The sequence below is a fragment of the Bacillus cereus group sp. Bc061 genome, from assembly GCF_027715825.1.
GTDB classification, from domain to species: Bacteria; Bacillota; Bacilli; order Bacillales; family Bacillaceae_G; genus Bacillus_A; species Bacillus_A paranthracis.
Window position 1 is genome coordinate 121,224 of sequence record NZ_JAQFTZ010000006.1, and the last position, 19,960, is coordinate 141,183.

Here is a 19,960-nt window from a genome sequence, read left to right on the forward strand (position 1 = left end):
TTATAGTTACAATTGTACAATCCATAGTTATCTTTTTAATAGTTGCTATTCTTATAGCGTATATATATTTAATTTCACTAAAATTACGTAGTAGAAATTTCAAAAGAAAAAATAATAAATGGAAAGAAGAAAATAGAAAATCTCTATATGAATTTATCATGCATAATAAATGCCATGATTTCAAAATTGAACATACAGCAGATATTCACGCACTAGAATCTCTCTGCATTAAAGCTACACAGCTCGTATCCGGGATTGATGAAAAACAGCGCATTCATCATTTATTACAAGTCTATTTGTTTCCCCATTATAAAGAAAAATTAGTTCACGGCACTCATATAGAAAAACAAAATATATTAGATATTATTTCTTTCTTCAAAATAAAAGAGTTTGAAAATGAGGTAAAAGATATATGCACTCAAACATCTGGATCTATCCAGCATCAAGCATTTACTACATTAAGTACATTAAACACAAGGCAAGCAATTTTACTTGCTACAAGAGTCCATGACTCTATTCCCATCACTATGATCGCTTTAAGTATTTCTCAAACTGAAAATTTTTCTGTTTGGGTTGAGTTTTTCCATACATTACCTAAACAATTTCAATATGAAATTTTAAATGCAATCGGTACACGGGAAGAAAATAGCTACTATCTTTTCCTCATTCAAAACTTAATGAATGAAGATGAGGAAATTATTATTCGCTCGTTACATGCTATTTCAAAGTTAATGCCTAAAACAGAAACAAAAGAGCACATTGAACATTTATTTAAAAAGGACAGTTGGCAAATTCACCTCATGCTTATTCGTGTAATAACCCCCTTTAAAGATGAAGGATACTTCCCTTATTTACTAGAACAAGCAGGGCATCAATCTTGGTGGATACGTCGTGAAGTCCAACATGCAATTCAATATTATTCAAACTGGCAAGAAAAGTATATTGAAATTGCATTACATCACCCTGATCGTTTCGCACGTGAAAGTGCATTAGAGGCTTTAGCACGAAAGGATGTGACAACATATGCATTATCTTGATATATTTTTAAAAATTTCACAATGGCTCTTCTTACTATACATGGGTGTTGCTATCTTATTCTATACAGCTATATTTCTGATTTCTGCATTCACCTTAAGAAAAAAAAGAGAACGTGATGAAAATAGGGAATTACTTCATTATTTACAGTCTGGTATTACTCGACCTGTCTCTATTATTGTTCCTGCCTATAACGAAGGAGTCACTATCGTATCAAGTGTCCAATCACTTTTAACTTTAGAATACCCTGAGTTTGAGGTAATCGTCGTAAACGATGGATCAAGCGATGATACGTTAGAACAATTAAAAGATCATTTCCAACTATACGAAATTCAGAACGTGGTTAGATTACAATTGGAAACAGAGACTATTCGAAAAATATATCGCTCATCTGTTAATAAACAAATTATCGTTGTCGATAAAGAAAACGGCGGCAAAGCAGATGCATTAAATGCAGGTATCAATATTTCCAACTATCCGTACGTTTGTTCATTAGATGCTGATTCTCTCTTAGAACGTGATGCACTTATGAAAGCTATGAAACCAATTTATGAATCTCCAGAAAAAGTTATGGTAACTGGCGGGAGTGTTCGAATTGTGAACGGTTCTTACATACAAAATGGACAAATGATTGAAAATCGTCTTCCAAAACAACCTCTTGCGCTCATGCAAATTATCGAGTATTTGCGTGGATTCTTATTTGGTCGCTTAGCATGGAGCAAGTATAATATTCTTCCTATCATTTCTGGTGCATTTGGTATTTTCGATAAAGGAGAAGTTATTCGTGTTGGAGGTTATCAGCGAAAAACTGTCGGAGAAGATATGGAGCTTGTCGTTCACCTTCATAAAAAAGCTTTACAGGATGGAGAAGAAAAGAAAATCATTTATAACCCAAACGCAATTTGCTGGACACAGGCTCCCGATGATTTAACAACCTTCCGCAAACAACGGAGTCGTTGGCACCGTGGTTTAGGTGAAACTTTATGGCGCCATAAAGATATTTTATTCCGTCCAAAATATAAAGCTTTCGGTATGATTGCAATGCCTTTTTATTTATTACTAGAATGGCTCGGTCCTATTATTGAAATACTTGGCTATTTACTACTACTGTATCATTTACTATTCGATGAAATTTTCACAGAATATGTATTTTTACTGTTAGCTGCTACCGTACTATACGGATCATTCCTATCCGTAGGAGTTGTTTTATTAGAAGAATGGAGTATGAAAAAGCAAAATAGCATTAAAGATTTCACACTCTTACTTCTCTGGTCGTTAACTGAATCATTTTGGTATCGTCCACTGACTGTTTGGTACCGATTTTTAGGACTGTTTCAAAGTCTTTTCCGAATTAAAGGTTGGGGGAAGATGAAGCGTAAATCGCTTGAAAATCAATCCTCAGAGCGTTTTTGGTGGCTGCGAAGAATCACCTTCATCCTAATTATTTTAGCTGTTATTTTCGGCATAGATGCAACAAAACACCGATTGCAACCAACATTCCTAAAAAACCCTGCAGATAATATTTCATATGGTTTTAAAGCAGAGCGAAATAAGCAAAACCTTCAACATTATACAGGAGGCAAATGGGAAGATTGGACAATTAAAGGTGTGAACCTAGGTATGGCAAAACCAGGGGCATTTCCAGGTGATGCTGCAATTACAAAAGCAGAATATAAAAAATGGTTGAAACAAATTAGCGAAATGGGTGCAAATACGATTCGTATTTATACCATTCACCCTCCTGCTTTTTACGAAGCTTTATTTGAATTTAACCAACAAGCAAAACAACCTTTATATTTCTTCCATGGTGTATGGGTTGAAGAAGAACAACTGTTAGAAACAAAAGATGCTTACAAATCAAAAAATGAACTCTTTAAAAATATTGAAAGAACAGCCGATGTAATTCATGGTAATACAACAATCGCTGCTGAAAAAGGACATGCTTACGGTGAATATAATTATGATGTGTCACAATATTTAGCTGGTTGGATTCTCGGGATTGAGTGGGATCCTGACATGGTCATCGAAACAAATAAAAAACATGCTGATAAAACTTCATTTAAGGGTAAATATTTCGAAGCAAAGAATGCTAGTCCATTTGAAATTTGGCTAGCTGAAGGAATGAATCATATCGCTCAATATTCTATTAGCAAATATGAGACCGCTCAGCCTATCGCTTTTTCCAACTGGGTTACAACAGATTTACTAGATCACCCTGCTGAACCGTTCATCGGTGAAGATGCTGTATCTATAAATCCAAATCATATCTTTGCTAATAAGAATTACCCAAGCGGGGCGTTTGCCTCTTATCACGTGTATCCTTATTACCCTGACTTCTTAAATTTCGATCCAGATAAAGCAAATTTCAAAGACCATCGAGGGCAATCCAATAGTTACGCTGCTTATTTAAAAGACTTGCATGATTCACATGAAATGCCTGTTGTTATTTCGGAATTTGGTATCCCAGGATCCCGAGGTATTTCTCATAAAAATATACATGGAAAAGACCAAGGGCATATGAATGAAGATGAACAAGGGAAACGTAATGCAGAGCTCTTCGAAGATATTATTCAGGCGAAATTGGCCGGCGGTATTGTATTCATTTGGCAAGATGAATGGTTTAAATTCTCTTGGAATACAACTAAATATGATAATACGGAAGAACGCCCACATTGGAACAACGTACAAGTTCCTGAACAACATTTCGGTTTGCTATCATTTGAATCCCATACTATTAATGTCGATGGTGATACGAGTGATTGGAAAACAAAAACAAAAATTGGGGATAAGAATGGTTACACGACTTTCGTAACACACGATGAGTCCTATTTATACTTATCCATTGATCGTCCAAAAGCTAGACCTCTTGAAGAGGAACCTATTACAATTGGAGTAAACATATTACCTGAACAAGGAAATAAAGAATTTAACGGCCTTTCTATGAGAGAAGGCGCTGATTTTAAAATTGATTTGCACGGCGGACAATCTAATCAAGTACTTGTTGATTCTTATTATGATGTATTCTCTTATGAATTTGGTTTCCAACGAAATCTAGTTCCTTATACAAAACCAGAAAAAAATAGCGGACAATTCTCTCCTATTTATACAGCGTTAAGTTTACCAATTACATTACCACTAACTCAGGAACAATTGCCATTTGAAAAATTTAATGTCGGAGCATTAACTATGGGAAATAGTAATCCAGATAGTGCTGATTACAACTCACTTGCAGATTTTTCTACTCCGAAAAAAGAGACAATTGAGATTCGGATTCCTTGGATGTTATTAAATGCGAAGGCACCAAATATAAAAGAATTTATTGGTGATATTTATGCAAATGAAGAAATAGATGGTTTAACTACGAAACAAATTATTAACGCAATTGGCTTTACAGTTCAAATTGGAGCTGAAAACATTACAACTGCACAAGATGGAGAATACGCTATGTATAACTATTCAAAATGGGGTGATGTTGTCGAATATACATCACGACTCAAGAAAAGTTACTACTACATGCAAAAAGTATATCAAGCTACAAAATAACAAAAAGCAAGCTACTTTTCAGTAGCTTGCTTTTTTCAAAATGTATATATATTTACTGATTTACTTTTTTAATACTCTCTTCTTCCTCTATATGTTCCTCACGATATGAAATATTATGAGGATCTAGCCCATTTCCTAAAGAACCATAGAAATGCTCTCTATGCGGATCCACTAATTCACTTCCTTGATAATACACACGTGGTGTATTCCATAGCGCTGCCAAAGCTTTTGTCATCGGCATCTCATGATAGCGTTCCGGCCACATTTCTTTAATTTTCTCTTTTACTAACGGGTAGTATTTAGAGCTCATAGCAGGGAACAAATGATGTTCTGTATGATATGAGAAATTGAAATGTAAAACGTCTACCCAACGCGGCACTGTTACTGATAAACAGTTTGCTAACGGATCATTTACTGGAACAATTGGATTTAAGCGGTGATTTGTTGCGATATATGCCATTACAATAAAGTTAGCAATTAACAATGGAATCACATATGCAAATAACCATTTTCCAGGTCCCATAATAAACAATAAACTAATCCAAACAGTCCAAGGCAAAAGAAGTTGAAGCCATACAGATTTTTGATTGGATGACTTAAACTCTTTTATAAAATGAAAGAACATTCGAGTCGAATGCAATGTAAATTGAATTGTTAGTGACAGAAAACTAAAGAATGAACGTACATGAAGAGGCATGCGATATACCCAGCTCAAAAACTTACTCTTTTTAAGCTTCTCAAGTGTAGGCCATGCATCTGGATCATTCTCTTCATGTTGTGTATGAACGTGATGCGTTGCATTATGCCACTTTCGCCAAAGTTTAGGACCTGTTGATAATGGCATAAATGCAATCGCTCCTAAGAAATCACGAAGCCATGCCTTTCTTACAACAGTTCCATGTAAAATTTCATGCCCTAAAAACCCAAGTGAAGCAAAACATAATCCAAGAACGATCGCAATTCCTAGATTAGCCCACACATTCAATTCAAATACACCAATCGATATTAACCCCGCCAATGCCACAAGTAAATAAGCCAGTCCGCCAAATAAACGAGTAGGAACTGGTTTAAATGCTTTTTTCGGCAAATGTGGTGATACACGTGCTGCATACCACCCAAACGTATGAAGCTCCTTCATCCTTTTGCCCCTTTCTTATGCCGCGCCTTGCGCAACTTACATATATCAATTCTTGCTTCCAGATTGATTTTACTAGGTGATTAAAAAGCATCTAGTATAAGGAAAATATACTCACTCTATCGTCACTTATTTTTCGCTTTTATTATCAATGAAAAACATTTATCTTTTTACTCTCTATCAACCTTTCCACATGATGAATCATATCAATAGAATTTCTACATTGTCAATAACTTTTATGACCTAGTAATAAAAGTTGGTTATATTTTTATAATTATACTTTATTTCAATAAAGAAAAAACACATATTTTATAAGGTTTCATCTATTATACATATACGTACCTTGACATGCTATAGACTCTATCTTATTCAAGAACTCTCTGTGTAAACAACAAATACACTCACTTAAATTTAAGCTTTACACAACTTCTACCTCTTCATACCAACAAGACCTAATAATTATACTGAAATAATTTTATCTTTCTTTTAAATAAAAATAGCCTTCCTCTAAAACAGCACACATGAATTTCATCTCATATGGAAATATTAAAAGGAAAATTGTTCTAAATCAGGAGGTTTCCTTAATGACAAGCGATACATTTCCACAATTCCCATCATCTTATTGGATTGAATCTACTCAACTCCCTGCTTTTCCCCCTTTATCTGAAAATATAAAGACAAAAGTCGCTATTATAGGTGCTGGTATTACAGGTATTACTACTGCCTATTTACTTGCAAAAGAAGGCATCGATGTTGTATTAATTGATTCTGGTCTTATTTTAAACGGGACGACTGGACATACAACAGCGAAGATAACAGCGCAACATGATCTTATTTATGATGAATTAATAAACCATTTCGGTATGGAAAAGGCCGGGCTTTACTATGAATCAAATAATCATGCCCTACAATTTATTAATGAAACTTTGCAAACATATAAAATCGACTGTAATTTCTCAAATGAAGATTCATATTTATATACAACTACTGATAAGGGATTAAGAAATTTATCGAAAGAATATGAAGCTTATCAAAAATTAAATATACCTTGTGACTATGTTCAATCTCTATCGATTCCAATTCCAGTACAATCTGCACTTGTCATGAAAAATCAAGCCCAGTTTCATCCCCTTCTTTATTTGAAAACGCTTTTAGAAAAGTTTGTGGAGATGGGTGGAAAAGTTTATGAACAAACGACTGCTATGGATGTAGAAAAAGGAGATTCTCCACAAGTCATTACAAAGGACGGACATCGCATTACGTGTGAATATGTTGTCTCTTGTTCACACTTTCCTTTTTATGATGCGAATAGCTTTTTCTTTACGCGAATGTACGCAGAACGCTCTTATGCTCTTGCTATTAAAACAAAAACAGATTATCCAGGTGGCATGTATTTAAGTATTGATGACCCAAAACGCTCCTTACGCTACACAACAAGCAATGGGGAAAAATTAATTTTAATTGGCGGAGAAAGTCATAAAACAGGCCAAGGAATAAACACGATGCTTCATTATGAAGCACTGTATTCTTTTGCAGAAGCAACGTTTGGGGTAGATGAGGTTCCTTATAGATGGTCAGCACAAGATTTAATCACGCTAGATAAGGTCCCTTATATCGGACATATTAACGAGAGCAATCCAAATATATTTGTTGCAACTGGATATCGTAAATGGGGGATGACAACTGGAACTGCTGCTGCTCATTTACTGAAGGATTCCATTCTAAAAGTAGATAGTCCATATAAAGAACTATATGCACCTTCACGCTTTCATGCAAATCCAGATATAAAAACGTTCTTCTCCCAAAACATTGATGTTGCGAAACATTTAATTGAAGGAAAGATTGAAACTGCATTACGTAAGCCAGAAGATCTCGAAGTTGGTGAAGGATCTGTCGTACATGTTAACGGGAAACGAGCAGGTGCTTATAAGGACAAAGATGGAAAATTACATATTGTCGATACAACTTGTACACATCTCGGCTGCGAAGTGGAATGGAATAATGGTGATTGTACTTGGGACTGCCCTTGCCACGGTTCCCGTTTTTCAATTGAAGGAGATGTTATTGAAGGTCCGGCAGATCAACCGTTAAAACGAGTTGATAATGAGTAAATAAATAAAGAAGTTCAACAGAATGACTGTTGAACTTCTTTATTTGCTATAAAACTTTTTCATATAAATTCCGACATAAGAAGGGAAATATTAACATCAAATGAAATAATATATTCATCTACAAATCAAAAGGGGTGAACATTATGCAACCTTCAGCTCCACCTCATCCAGAATCTACAAAAACTATCTTTTCGAACTCTATTACAAAGCTTGTTGTTTTTATTTGTTGGCTAGCCATTCTAGCTGACGGCTATGATTTAGGTATTTACGGGGCCGTTCTGCCTAAGCTACTGGAAGACAACAGCTGGGCACTATCACCAGCTCATGCTGGTACAATTGCCAGCTATGCTTTGTTTGGAATGTTTATTGGCGCTATTCTAGTTGGAACTATTACAGATCTAATTGGACGAAAATGGACACTTATATGCTGTTTAGCACTTTTTTCTACTACAATGGGCCTAGCTGCACTTGCTCCTTCTCCTGAATTATTTGGACTATGGCGATTTATCGGAGGAATTGGACTAGGCGGTGTCATTCCAACAGCTTCCGCACTTACTGTTGAATATTCACCCAAAAAGCGACAATCTTTTATTTATGCTCTTATGTTTACTGGCTATCCTTTAGGTATCGTGTTAGGCGCTATTTTGTCCATGTTTATGTTAGAAGACTTCGGATGGAGAATTATGTTTGGCATCGGAATGATTCCACTACTCCTCATTCCTTTCATTATTCGTTATTTACCTGAATCCATTCAATTTTTGTTATCACGTAACCGCCAAGAAGAAGTGGATAAAATTCTTAATCGTTTTCAAATTGAATTCCATGCAAAAGAGAAAACTCATCAACCCCCATCTAATATACGAAAGAAAAATGGATTTCTTACTTTATTCTCAAAAGAATACATAAAAGCAACGCTGCTTTTTTGGATCACTTATATAATGGGGATGTTTTTAATATACGGTTTAAATACTTGGTTACCTCAGATGATGCGACAGGCAGGATATCCTCTTGGATCTAGTTTATCATTTCTACTTATGCTAAATATTACCGCCGCTATCGGTGCATTATTTGCTGGAGCAATCGCAGATCGTATAGGAGCCAAAATTGTTATTAGCATTTCCTATCTTATGGCAGCTGTATGTATTGGACTATTAACAATTAAACCATCTGTTACAATCATTTATCTTTTAATTGGTCTTGCTGGAATTGGATCGGTCGGTATTACTCAAATATTAAATGCATATGTGACACAATACTTCCCATCCCATATCCGAGCTACTTCCTTAGGCTGGGGACTTGGACTTGGCCGAGTTGGCGCAATTACTGGTCCTATTCTTGTCGGTATTATTATGACAATGCAATATGACTTAGTATGGAATTTTTACTTATTCTCATTTGCAGGTCTTCTTGCAGCTATATCTGTTTTCTTTATTCCTACAAAATAAAAAGAGCACAAACTTACTTGTGCTCTTTTTCGTATACCGCAAACAACATATCTCGAAACAATGTATTTAAACTCTCAATATCGATCCCTGATCCCTTTTCAATTCCTTTTACATATTGCTGATAGTAATGAATTTGTTCTTCTAAAAATTGATTCAACACATCAATTTTTAATCCAACATCTAATTCAGTACCTGCCTTTTTCTTTATTAACAACTGTTCAATTTCATCTAATACGCTACGCTCCAATGATAATTCTGTAATTAATCGATCGAATTCTACAGGAGGCAAAGTTGTTTTCTCCTCTAGCCACTTACAAGCCAAAATAGGACGCAATACATAAAAGTACTTTTTTAATTTTACATTCTCACCTTGCAAAAATTCACGATAATTTTTTGAAGCCATATGTAAGTAATGATATATCGTTGCTTTCGGATCGAAGTTCTTTTCACTCATTTGCTGAAGCTGTTCTGGAAAATTAGAGTTTTTCGAATAAAAAATGGGTGATCGAATCCATTCGAGTAAAGCTGGGTTTGACTTTGCAAATAGTTGTAACGCTTTTTTAATATCCCATCCGCTTATATCTAAATCATCACTAATCGGATACTCAATTACATCTCGTTTATCATGAATGGATAAATACCATTCTACCGGGTGCATATAAACGAATCTAACATCATAATCACTATCTTTTGATGGAAATCCCCATGCACGACTCCCTGACTCCACAGCGAATAAAATTTTCACATCATTTTCTTTCTCAATTCGTTCTAACTCCAACTTAATATTCTCTCTCATTTCATACCCTCTCCATTTTTTGATTATTTCCTTGGAAATTCGACAAATATATTACTAAGTTTACTACATACTAAAATAGCTGTCAGAAAATTCCCGACAGCCTGTCAAAATTCGTTATTTTTTACTTGTTCTTTTCAGTTACACTAACCGCAATTCGTTCAAACTCTTTTTGGATCTCCTCTTTGTATGCATCTACTTTTGAAAAGTCCATAGCAGCAATATAAATTCGTTCTAATTTATCACGAACTGATTTCGCTTTCGCTAAAAAAGACATCGCCTCATTCATTTTTGCTTTATATTGAATAGAGACGTCACGAATTTCCTCCGCGTACTTCTCATCCGTCCCTGGTGTTACAATAAGGGCATACATATCTATAATTTCATCACCTTCGCGGCTCGGAAAATATTCATGTGGTGCCGTGCTATCGAAAATCGCAAACCCTAATTCTCTTACGATCACCATATCAAGACTATTTGGATCAAACCCACAATGATATACTTCAACTTCAAATCCTTTTTCTTCTGCTGCCTTAGCTAATTTTTTGAGCATTGTTGATTTTCCAGAACCTGGGCGTCCTTTTATAAAATAACGATGTGGTAATCCTTCTGTTAAATTAGGAACAAAATCAACTGCTCCTTTCGGTGTAGCTGCTCCTAAAAACCGATGTTTCACAAGCGATTGTTTCCCAACTTTATCTGTAAATAATTTCTGAATGAGCTGCTCGGTTAGTTCGTTCGCTTTATTAAAATCAATATTACTAATATATATTTTCTCCCACTCATCATGTATAACTAATGCCTCGTTAAAACGAGCGTAAGCAGCTTGAAAAGCTTTGCTTGCTTCTGAAACAAATCGTTCAATTTCCACTTTCTGCTTTCTTAACTTATCTGAATCCCAAGCAATTCCTAAATTAATATACTCCTCGACAACTCCTGGCATTTTTGGCTCAATAACATGCGGTGATGTTCCATCAACAATTCCTACTTTTAACTTCGGGATAATGACACCATCAACCGATTTATTATCAGAAGAACAGTGTAAAAATTCAATATCATATCCCTTTTCAACCCATTCACGACCTATTACCTTAATTAAAGAAGATTTTCCCGTTCCAGGTCCACCCTTTAAAATAAATAATCTGTTTAGTCCTTTTAAATTCTCTTCATATAAATTATGAAATCCTCTAGCTGTATTTCCACCAGCATAATAATTCAATACATTCCCTGTCACTGCACTCACTCCTTCGCAGCATTCTATTTACATAAGCTACAATATGCGAGCAACTTTATTTGGGTGAATACCTATTTTGTGTTGCACAGAAAAAGGAAATGAATTACAATTTTATTATCACGAAAATTCCGAACTTTGAATTGAATATACCTTTATCAAGAGAGGCAGAGGGACCGGCCCTTTGAAGCCCAGCAACCTCAGTTTATACAAACTGAATAGGTGCTAATTCCTGCAAAATGCATTGCATTTTGAAAGATAAAACGTAACTATTGTGTGCAAAACTCATCTTTCTTGATTATGAAAGGTGAGTTTTTTATATTTCAAAATATATACTTGGAGGTATTTAAAGTGAAAGTAATTGACCTATCCCAAACATTTGAAAACAATATGTCTCAATTTCCTGGAACACCAAAAATCAATTTAGAAGCCATTACAAGCGTTGAAGAAACAGGTTATCAAGTTACAGATTTTCATTCTGTCGTTCATGTTGGTACACATTGTGATGCTCCTGCTCATTTCATTTCAGGCGCAACGACTATTGATCAATTGCCCCTAGACCAATTTGTAGGTGAAGCTGTTCTTATCGACGTAACTCATGTACAAGAACGAAAACTACCTAAAGAAGTATTACACAATGCTGACATAAAAGAAGGTGATATTGTCATTTTCCATTCCAACCTATCTAATAAATGGAATACAGAAGCGTATGAACAAGAAGCCTTTTATCTTTCTGAAGAATTAGCTGAAGAATTAGTTCAATTAAAAGTAAAATCTGTCGGTTTAGATTTCATTTCTCCTGACGAGGTAACGACAGAAACATCGCCAATTCATCACATACTACTTGGGAATAATATTTATTTAATCGAAAACTTAACAAACTTAGATGCCATTAATGCGAAACGTTTCTTTTTCTCAGCGGCACCTTTAAAAATTAAAAATAGCGACGGTGCTTTCGCAAGAGCATTCGCTGTAATTTTTTAAACAAACTATACAAAAAAGCAAAGATCATCATTGACCTTTGCTTCTATTTCTTTTATTTAAACTAAGAAAGAATTGCTCAACGCGAGGACGTAACCAAGCTAAATAATCTTTCTCTTTCTTCTTTGTACAAGCTATTTCTTCCCCATCGACCATTCCGACAAGTTCTAGCTCTAACAGTTGCCTCGTAAATGCTAACATATTTATTTCTTCTTCCGGATACTCTTCTTTTAATTTCTCCTCAATTTCCCCTAATAAAAAACCGTCACGCATCATTGCCAATGCATCAATCCAAAGTGGCGGCATTTCATATTTTTCTCCTGTAATTGTATCTTTTACAATATAATTCTTTTGCTCTTTTCGAAATTGAATCGCGTGTAAGCATACAGTCGAATTTAATGTTAATTCCATCATACCACCTCTTTCATAATATCTGCATAGAAAAAAGGATGCGCGTGCACCCCTTCTTTTTCTAACACTACCGAACCGTTACATGAATAACAAATCTCATGTCGATATTTTCCTCCATTATAAACGAAGTATTTTATAAAAAAAACCCTTCTCGAAACATTTTATAAAATGTTTATATTTACGCAACAAGAACACTTTTCTGAAAAATATTTTCTTCTAGCGCATTATGCTATCGGTAAAAAAATCTCCACCTTCATTCCTAGCTCTCCGCTACTTTGAATCGCAATACTTCCTTGCTACTCCTCATGATCAATACAAAAACTCTACATATTATCTCATTAAATGATAAGGAAATTACTTTCAGAGCAATCTGTAACCTTATAACGAGAAAAGGAAGGAGATTTCCCCTTCCTTTTCATCACAATTTATATCCACCTTACTCGATCATGTAGCAATCCATCCGTAAAGTCATTTCCACCAACTACAAAATCATTCATATATAAATTCAAATATTCTCCGTACTTACTTTCTGTATTTAATAATAATTCCTCTACATAATAGGCACCTTGTTTAAAGTTATCGAACAGTAAACTACACAAGCCAGCATAAATGCCACATCCTACTTGGAAGTATGTCGCATTCGTTTTATATTTATGAAAAACTTGACTGCTATTCATCACGTTATACATATAGGTCTCGCTATTTTCATAAACGAGTAATACACCGACTAGATCCTCGCCCGCAATCTCTTCTTCGGCTGGATTAAATACTTTACGATTCCAATTCCATAGATCTTCTACCTTATCTAAGTTCTGTCTAATTATATTTGTTGTATACTCGTTAATTCGGTAAAGAAACCCTACTTCCATATTAAAGTTTTTCCCTAAAATTAAAACTTCCTCATGCGGCATCAAACAACCATAAAATTCTTTCTCTCCCAACTTTACTTTATACTCTGAAGCATATACATCTTCATAAAAGTAAAGAGGACGATGATGACTCATATACATCGGATAACTCCATATCGCTTCATCTAGAAATCGCTCTACTGCCCATGAAGCATACAGTGTATGAGGCTTTATAAGTGCTGTATCATTCAAAAATGACGTATCATGTTCTACTATATAGCATGCTCTTGGCTTTTCATTCGGGCGTTCCTTCATAAGTTCAACAACCATCCATTGAACGACACCTGGATTCATACCTGAGCCTATAATTGCTTTTGTATTTTTAAATTTATCTTTTTCCTTCTCAAATCTCGTATATCTTTCCGTAAGCTGAAAGCCGATTAAACTATCGTCCTGATCTACTGCCTCGTTTTCCAAAGCTGAATTAATATAACAAATTCCAAGTTCATTACAACAGCTTAATACTCTGATCGTATCTGCCCCTGAAACATCAATCACAACGCTCGTACTACTTTCTTTTAAATGTTTTTTAAATGTCACTACATCTTGGAGATCTATTTCGGATAAAAACAATTGATCTTCCAAATTTGGAAACAACTCGTCATAATACGTCCTATCTTTTTGTTTTATATCAACCAAATAAAATGTAACATTCTTTATCACTTCATAAATCGGGTCTTTTTCATTTACTATCGCTTGATTTAAAATCGCTAAAACTGCTTTTGCTGCTCCACCAGCACTACCAAGTAATGTAATCGATAACGAATTTGGAAACTGCTCCACCAACAAAACCCCTTTAATATATTAGTTAAGCAGTTCTCCCTCAAAAAAATAAATTGAATACATCAAAAGATAGCTCGTACATATTCTTTATAATTTAGTACAAAATTTCCTCTTCAACAGCCATACTAACATATTTATATTCAATTCATTTTTCCCCTCATATTCAGATCAAGCTAAACAAATAGGCTCGACCTTTTCTTCTGCATATAAAAGAAAAAGCCAGCCCTTTCAATTAACTTACGGACAATGGACAGATTTTACATGTTGAATATTTACATACATTTTCGCATCACGCGCTTTTAATATTTCAATATGCCCTTCATCAATCTTCGCCATCTTTCCGATTTTATTATATTCCTCACCTAAATCGAACACCATAATTTTTCCAGACATTTTAATAAGTTGTTCTTCAAACGTTCGAGCTAACGTAATATTTAAGGGATTCACGGGGAGTTCATTTTTATTGAGGGCGTAAGGCACTTGATTTTCTTTATACGGAATTAACCATTTCAAGTGTTTTAAAGATATATATACAGTTTTATAAACTGGACTATAAAAAACAATATAATCGTTCATTACACTTGTAACATACCCATGTATTGGAGCATTTCCTGCTACATAAATTTCCGTAAAAATCCCTTTGGAAGTACTTAATACTTTCCTCAAAGAAATTGAAGGTGACTCTCTCTTAATTACAGAATCCACATCTGGTTTTAAGATTTCTTCATCATGTGATCGTAAAAATTTATAATATTGTACATGGTATAAAGATATATATACGTAGTCTTGTCCATTGTAAAGAACAACGATATCATTTCCTACGTCTATTAATACACCTTTAAACCTTTTTTCACCAATTAATTTAACATATATATTTTCTCCAATACTTTTGTTTAACTCATTCATCTATATCCTCCTTCCTATGAATTTCTTCTTTCCTGTCTTTCATTTCTAAAAAAATAATCAGGGCAAAGTTCTGTTTTAATAGTAAGTAATTCCTTTTCATACTATTGAAATAAGAAATTGTTCTTCTCTTTCCCTCATAATGCCCCTCTTATTTATTAAACATTATTCATCTTCATTCTTTTTACATTTAACTACTTGACTCACACTCTTAATATGAGACTTAACTACATAAATCACTTCATCGCAGTTTACTAGTGTAATGCAGCCATGGTGTACCTCACTTAACAAACCTTCCACACATTCTGGACCACCACGATTAATTTTTACCCACTTATACTTCAAGTCTTTTAATATATCTAGAAAAGTATCCTCATCAGAGCAGAAACATGAACTATAGCAATCACCACATTTACTTTCTTTTACTTTCTTAACTAGACTCTTCACATGCTTCAAGTGATAATATACTAATTCACCATGTGGTAATTGTAACGTTAGATAATCTTTGCCTAACGATACAAGCTCACCAACTCGACTTTCTGGTCCGCGAAGGTTTACTTTGACAGTCTCACCAACTAAACATTTAATTTGGTCACAACATAATACATTCTCCAATTTCGTATCCCCCTTTCTTATTATCTTCCTCTACTTGATTGTCTTTGTGCACGAGCACGACCTGAATTATTGCTACTTTCCTTACTATCGTCGCTCTCATCGCTCTCTCCACAAGCTAAAGCATTATAGTTAACACTTTTAATATGCTTTATTGCAATTAAGATAATTTCTTCTTTTACGATTAATGTTACGAAGTCACAAGAAACATCTTGTAAAATGCCTTCCACTTTCTCTGGACCACCGCGATTAATTTTCACCCAGCAATATTTGAAACTTTCAAGCAGTTCTTCAAAGTCTTCTGCACAGGCGCAATCTTCCCACTCGCAATCACTTGATCCACATTCTTTCGCATTTTTTGTGATACTCTTTAGATGTTTAAGTTGATAGTAATAAAGTTCACCTTTTTCATTCTGCAATACGAAGTAGTCCGGACATACTGATATTATTGTTCCTTTTTGAGATTCTGGACCACCCCTGTTTACTCTCACAAAAGATCCAATTAAGTCTTTCAAAAAATCACAATGAAATAAACTCACGAGAAAACCCCTTCCATTAATTTATAAGCTTTTGCACTGATAGTATATGTATCTGTACAGGTTACGTTCTCTATGTTTGTCCTAGCTAGAAAAAAATATGCTTTTAACATGGTAGACTACTACCTATCAAAATTTGAGGAAAGGCTAAGAACTCCTTATGCTTTTAATATCTTTAAACAAAAAAATCCCTTATGAAGATACATTTCTGCATATCTTCATAAGGGATTTCCCATAGTTTAATCTTCGTCTTTAATATCCATATCTTCTGGAATTGGTTCGTTCAATATTTCTTCCACTAATTGCTTATATTTCTCCATTTGTTCTAAATGTGTATTGAATTGTTCTTTATTTAATAAATATTGCTCTCCATCAAATAGTGCACGAATTTTCTTTTGCTGAATTAACTCTTCAATATACGACTTTGGTAAATTCAAATACTCCGCAGCTTCTTCTACTGTTATATACAACTCGTTCATTCCTTTATTATTTTTTCCTATATACTGTATCTTACTTTATTTTTGTAAACAAATAAAAAAGATTTTGTAAATGCAACCTAAAAAGCAGGTAGATGCATTCCATATATTGTATAATAGTGTATAGTAAGAATTTTTTAAATATAGAATGGTATTACCCATTTACACAAAGGAGAGTTAACATATGGCTACTCGTCACATCATTACAATGTTAGAAAAAACATTACAAATTGAAACAGAAAACACAATTTCTCATTTAACTGCATCTTTATCTGATCGTATTCTTTCTCAAAGCGTAGCAATACAGGAAAACAATTGTTACCATACAATTGGAGAATGGTACAAAAATCATTTCTTATTCCAACAAGATGATTTCCTTTGGGCTAAATACGTTTTCTATGACGCATATTGTGAGGAAATAAAAAAACAAGGTCATCTTACAAAACGTGTTCGCCAAATATTAGAATCATTAGCTCGAATGCATGGAAAACAGTACATTGCTTCTATATTAAACATGCCATTTCCTAACGAACGAGCTAAAGGAACAGCATAATGTAATACAGTTCTGCGTCAGCAAAACATAGATTCATTATTTTCTAGGGAGATTTATAAATAAAACGTTCATGTCACATGAACTGATGAAACCGGTGTCATTATAATGATTGAAAATATAGTAAACAGGAAAACCCCCATTTACCTCTCTCGTCATTCGAATAGAGAAGTAAATGGGGGTATACTTGTTCCTTTACTATTTCATCATCTGCTTAATCAATTCTCGATTTCTCTTCTTAAATACCTCATTATGCGAAGAAACCATTCCATACTCACTTGCATCTGGCTGAATAAATTGTTTCGCTTTATTCACAGCATTTCCAGCATCTTGGAATGCTCCCGCAATTAAGTGTAATTTTCCTTCATGCTTTAAAATATCCCCAGCAGCATATAATCCGTCTACTGAAGACTCACTATTTGCATTCCCTGCAATATAAAAATTATCTATAATCGCAACGTCTAACTCACTATTTTCTAATAATGTAATGTCACGTTCATATCCATGATTAATAATAACTTCATCAATAGGTAAATGAGAAACTTCACCTGTCTCATGATTCGTTAATTCTACATATTCAATCGCTTCATGACTATCACCAGCAATTAATTTTGTAATCGATGTATGAAAGAAACACTCAGCTGAGCTGTTCAGCAGTTGCTTCACTTGTGCTTCATGACCAGATAATTCTTCTTTTCTATATGTTACATATACTTTTTTCGCGATTGGTTCTAATTCATTTGCCCAATCAACGGCAGAATTTCCTCCGCCGGAAATAATGATCGTTTTATCTTTGAAACGCTTTAAAGACTTCACTGTATAATTTAAATTCGATACTTCAAATCGCTCAGCACCTTCAATTGATAACTTTTGTGGTTTCAATATACCACTTCCAGTTGCCACAATAACTGTTTTTGAAAAGTGTTCTTTTCCATCGTTTGCTTTTAACGTAAAAGTGCCATCTTTATTACGAATAATCGATTCTACTTTTGTATTTAATACAACTTCCGGCTGAAATGTTAACCCTTGTTGTACAAGTTGCTCAATTAATTTATCACCTGTAACTGGTAATAGTCCTCCTACATCCCAAATCATCTTCTCTGGATAAACATGTATTTTTCCACCTAGCTGTGGTTGAAATTCTATTATTTTCGTTTTCATTTCTCTGAGTCCACTATAAAAAGCTGAATAAAGCCCTGCAGGTCCTCCGCCTATCACAGTTACATCAAACAATTCTTCTCGATTCATTCGTGCTCACTCCTCAGCTACTAATCATTGATTATCATTCTCAATAAAATATAACCTGTTTCCGCAAAATTTACAATTAAAATTACTATTGACAATACAACTAGATAAAATTATATTATTTAATGAATCAATAGTGATAATCATTATCAATTTGTTAATAATTAGAAAATTTGAGATTACATCTTCTTTTATTAGTATGGTTAATACTATATTGTGACATCTCACATTCAAAATTTTTAATAAACATTTTGTATTACCACTACTCTTTCAAAAAGATTGCAGTTAAACAAATTATTGTATACACATATCATCTATTTAAAGGAGACAGACGATGAAAAAGTTATTTATTTCACTAACAGTTCTTTTCGTCCTTGTTATGAGCGCTTGTAGCAATGGCTCTACAGACAAAAAGAACGATGCAAAAGGTAGTAAATCAGAAACCATTACATACCAATCTGAAAATGGTAAAGTAGAAGTTCCTGCAAATCCAAAACGCGTTGTTGTTTTATCATCATTCGCTGGTAACGTAATGTCATTAGGTGTAAATCTTGTTGGGGTAGATTCATGGTCTAAACAAAACCCACGTTTTGATAGCAAACTTAAAGACGTTGCTGAAGTATCAGATGAAAATGTTGAAAAAATCGCTGAACTAAATCCAGATTTAATCATCGGTTTATCAAATATTAAAAATGTTGATAAGTTAAAGAAAATCGCTCCTACTGTAACATACACTTACGGAAAAGTTGATTACTTAACACAGCATTTAGAAATTGGTAAGTTATTAAACAAAGAAAAAGAAGCAAAAACTTGGGTTGATGACTTCAAGAAACGTGCACAAGAAGCTGGTAAAGAAATTAAAGCAAAAATCGGTGAAGATGCTACAGTTTCTGTTGTAGAAAACTTCAACAAACAGCTTTATGTATACGGCGAGAACTGGGGCCGCGGAACAGAAATTCTGTACCAAGAAATGAAATTAAAAATGCCTGAAAAAGTAAAAGAAAAAGCATTAAAAGAAGGTTACTACGCATTATCTACTGAGGTATTACCTGAGTTTGCTGGTGATTACTTAATCGTAAGTAAAAACAAAGATACTGATAACTCATTCCAAGAGACAGAATCATATAAAAACATCCCAGCAGTAAAAAATAATCGTGTATACGAAGCAAACATGATGGAATTCTATTTCAACGATCCACTTACATTAGATTTCCAACTAGACTTCTTCAAGAAGAGCTTTCTTGGTAAATAATACAAACATG

17 protein-coding genes and 1 riboswitch are annotated in these 19,960 nt (G+C 34.2%); of the genes, 7 read left to right on the forward strand and 10 right to left on the reverse strand.

Annotated features, from left to right (window positions below):
• Window positions 1-158: 158 nt before the first annotated feature.
• Together PDQ40_RS19715 and PDQ40_RS19720 are read left to right on the forward strand one after the other, a co-directional pair.
• Complete coding sequence (locus PDQ40_RS19715) at window positions 159-1,037, forward strand: HEAT repeat domain-containing protein (RefSeq protein WP_229136775.1); 879 nt, start codon at window positions 159-161, stop codon at window positions 1,035-1,037.
• A complete protein-coding gene (locus PDQ40_RS19720) occupies window positions 1,024-4,578 on the forward strand; it encodes a glycosyltransferase family 2 protein (RefSeq protein WP_270691597.1) in 3,555 nt (1,184 codons plus the stop codon). The genes PDQ40_RS19715 and PDQ40_RS19720 overlap by 14 nt, the downstream gene beginning before the upstream one ends.
• 52 nt (window positions 4,579-4,630) lie before the next feature.
• On the opposite strand, the gene PDQ40_RS19725 is transcribed toward PDQ40_RS19720, so the two are convergent.
• Window positions 4,631-5,716, reverse strand: a complete 1,086-nt coding sequence (locus PDQ40_RS19725) for a fatty acid desaturase family protein (protein WP_000661225.1) — start codon at window positions 5,714-5,716, stop codon at window positions 4,631-4,633.
• A gap of 581 nt (window positions 5,717-6,297) precedes the next feature.
• Between PDQ40_RS19725 and PDQ40_RS19730 the strand changes: the two genes are divergently transcribed.
• A complete protein-coding gene (locus PDQ40_RS19730) occupies window positions 6,298-7,824 on the forward strand; it encodes an FAD-dependent oxidoreductase (protein ID WP_000199956.1) in 1,527 nt (508 codons plus the stop codon).
• A gap of 143 nt (window positions 7,825-7,967) precedes the next feature.
• Entirely contained in the window at window positions 7,968-9,269 is a 1,302-nt protein-coding gene (locus tag PDQ40_RS19735) for an MFS transporter (protein ID WP_001183120.1), read from the forward strand.
• Window positions 9,270-9,282: 13 nt separating this feature from the next.
• Here PDQ40_RS19735 and PDQ40_RS19740 read toward each other — a convergent pair whose 3' ends face one another.
• Window positions 9,283-10,065 carry a nucleotidyltransferase domain-containing protein gene (locus PDQ40_RS19740; RefSeq protein WP_001208934.1) on the reverse strand — a complete coding sequence of 261 codons (783 nt, stop codon included), beginning with the start codon at window positions 10,063-10,065 and terminating at the stop codon, window positions 9,283-9,285.
• A 121-nt stretch (window positions 10,066-10,186) separates the two neighbouring features.
• Window positions 10,187-11,296 (reverse strand): PRK06851 family protein, encoded by a 1,110-nt coding sequence (locus PDQ40_RS19745; protein WP_000147495.1) that lies wholly within the window; start codon window positions 11,294-11,296, stop codon window positions 10,187-10,189.
• 149 nt (window positions 11,297-11,445) lie between these two features.
• Window positions 11,446-11,558: riboswitch (SAM riboswitch) on the forward strand.
• Window positions 11,559-11,644: 86 nt separating this feature from the next.
• Here PDQ40_RS19745 and PDQ40_RS19750 point away from each other — a divergent pair.
• Window positions 11,645-12,277: a cyclase family protein gene (locus tag PDQ40_RS19750; protein ID WP_000862960.1), complete on the forward strand. Its 633-nt coding sequence runs from the start codon at window positions 11,645-11,647 to the stop codon at window positions 12,275-12,277.
• Between the two features lie 27 nt (window positions 12,278-12,304).
• Here the strand turns inward: PDQ40_RS19750 and PDQ40_RS19755 are convergent, their stop codons facing one another.
• The 6 genes from PDQ40_RS19755 to PDQ40_RS19780 all read right to left on the reverse strand — a co-directional run bounded on the left by PDQ40_RS19755 (window position 12,305) and on the right by PDQ40_RS19780 (window position 16,906).
• Window positions 12,305-12,685, reverse strand: a complete 381-nt coding sequence (locus PDQ40_RS19755) for a hypothetical protein (RefSeq protein ID WP_000424100.1) — start codon at window positions 12,683-12,685, stop codon at window positions 12,305-12,307.
• 425 nt (window positions 12,686-13,110) lie between these two features.
• The gene (locus PDQ40_RS19760; protein ID WP_000434741.1) at window positions 13,111-14,376 is read right to left on the reverse strand and encodes a hypothetical protein; all 1,266 of its coding nucleotides are present in this window, start codon (window positions 14,374-14,376) and stop codon (window positions 13,111-13,113) included.
• A gap of 237 nt (window positions 14,377-14,613) precedes the next feature.
• Window positions 14,614-15,282 (reverse strand): hypothetical protein, encoded by a 669-nt coding sequence (locus PDQ40_RS19765; RefSeq protein ID WP_001004282.1) that lies wholly within the window; start codon window positions 15,280-15,282, stop codon window positions 14,614-14,616.
• A 162-nt stretch (window positions 15,283-15,444) separates the two neighbouring features.
• Entirely contained in the window at window positions 15,445-15,894 is a 450-nt protein-coding gene (locus tag PDQ40_RS19770; protein WP_000432501.1) for a spore coat protein, read from the reverse strand.
• Window positions 15,895-15,914: 20 nt separating this feature from the next.
• Window positions 15,915-16,430, reverse strand: coding sequence for a hypothetical protein (locus PDQ40_RS19775; RefSeq protein ID WP_000051521.1), 516 nt, complete (start codon window positions 16,428-16,430; stop codon window positions 15,915-15,917).
• Window positions 16,431-16,666: 236 nt separating this feature from the next.
• Complete coding sequence (locus PDQ40_RS19780) at window positions 16,667-16,906, reverse strand: helix-turn-helix domain-containing protein (protein WP_205602248.1); 240 nt, start codon at window positions 16,904-16,906, stop codon at window positions 16,667-16,669.
• A gap of 181 nt (window positions 16,907-17,087) precedes the next feature.
• Here PDQ40_RS19780 and PDQ40_RS19785 point away from each other — a divergent pair, with 181 nt between their 5' ends.
• Window positions 17,088-17,456 carry a hypothetical protein gene (locus tag PDQ40_RS19785; RefSeq protein ID WP_000235473.1) on the forward strand — a complete coding sequence of 123 codons (369 nt, stop codon included), beginning with the start codon at window positions 17,088-17,090 and terminating at the stop codon, window positions 17,454-17,456.
• Window positions 17,457-17,651: 195 nt separating this feature from the next.
• Here the strand turns inward: PDQ40_RS19785 and PDQ40_RS19790 are convergent, their stop codons facing one another.
• Complete coding sequence (locus PDQ40_RS19790; protein ID WP_001078293.1) at window positions 17,652-18,701, reverse strand: NAD(P)/FAD-dependent oxidoreductase; 1,050 nt, start codon at window positions 18,699-18,701, stop codon at window positions 17,652-17,654.
• 331 nt (window positions 18,702-19,032) lie between these two features.
• Between PDQ40_RS19790 and PDQ40_RS19795 the strand changes: the two genes are divergently transcribed.
• Window positions 19,033-19,950: an iron-hydroxamate ABC transporter substrate-binding protein gene (locus PDQ40_RS19795; RefSeq protein WP_000732578.1), complete on the forward strand. Its 918-nt coding sequence runs from the start codon at window positions 19,033-19,035 to the stop codon at window positions 19,948-19,950.
• The last annotated feature ends 10 nt before the right edge of the window (window positions 19,951-19,960 follow it).

Bases quoted from the DNA above. Each gene is read 5' to 3' on its own strand.
- PDQ40_RS19715 (WP_229136775.1), top strand. From the start codon at position 159: ATGCATAATAAATGCCATGATTTCAAAATTGAACATACAGCAGATATT.
- PDQ40_RS19720 (WP_270691597.1), top strand. From the start codon at position 1,024: ATGCATTATCTTGATATATTTTTAAAAATTTCACAATGGCTCTTCTTA.
- PDQ40_RS19725 (WP_000661225.1), bottom strand. From the start codon at position 5,716: ATGAAGGAGCTTCATACGTTTGGGTGGTATGCAGCACGTGTATCACCA.
- PDQ40_RS19730 (WP_000199956.1), top strand. From the start codon at position 6,298: ATGACAAGCGATACATTTCCACAATTCCCATCATCTTATTGGATTGAA.
- PDQ40_RS19735 (WP_001183120.1), top strand. From the start codon at position 7,968: ATGCAACCTTCAGCTCCACCTCATCCAGAATCTACAAAAACTATCTTT.
- PDQ40_RS19740 (WP_001208934.1), bottom strand. From the start codon at position 10,065: ATGAGAGAGAATATTAAGTTGGAGTTAGAACGAATTGAGAAAGAAAAT.
- PDQ40_RS19755 (WP_000424100.1), bottom strand. From the start codon at position 12,685: ATGGAATTAACATTAAATTCGACTGTATGCTTACACGCGATTCAATTT.
- PDQ40_RS19765 (WP_001004282.1), bottom strand. From the start codon at position 15,282: ATGAATGAGTTAAACAAAAGTATTGGAGAAAATATATATGTTAAATTA.
- PDQ40_RS19780 (WP_205602248.1), bottom strand. From the start codon at position 16,906: ATGAACGAGTTGTATATAACAGTAGAAGAAGCTGCGGAGTATTTGAAT.
- PDQ40_RS19785 (WP_000235473.1), top strand. From the start codon at position 17,088: ATGGCTACTCGTCACATCATTACAATGTTAGAAAAAACATTACAAATT.
- PDQ40_RS19790 (WP_001078293.1), bottom strand. From the start codon at position 18,701: ATGAATCGAGAAGAATTGTTTGATGTAACTGTGATAGGCGGAGGACCT.
- PDQ40_RS19795 (WP_000732578.1), top strand. From the start codon at position 19,033: ATGAAAAAGTTATTTATTTCACTAACAGTTCTTTTCGTCCTTGTTATG.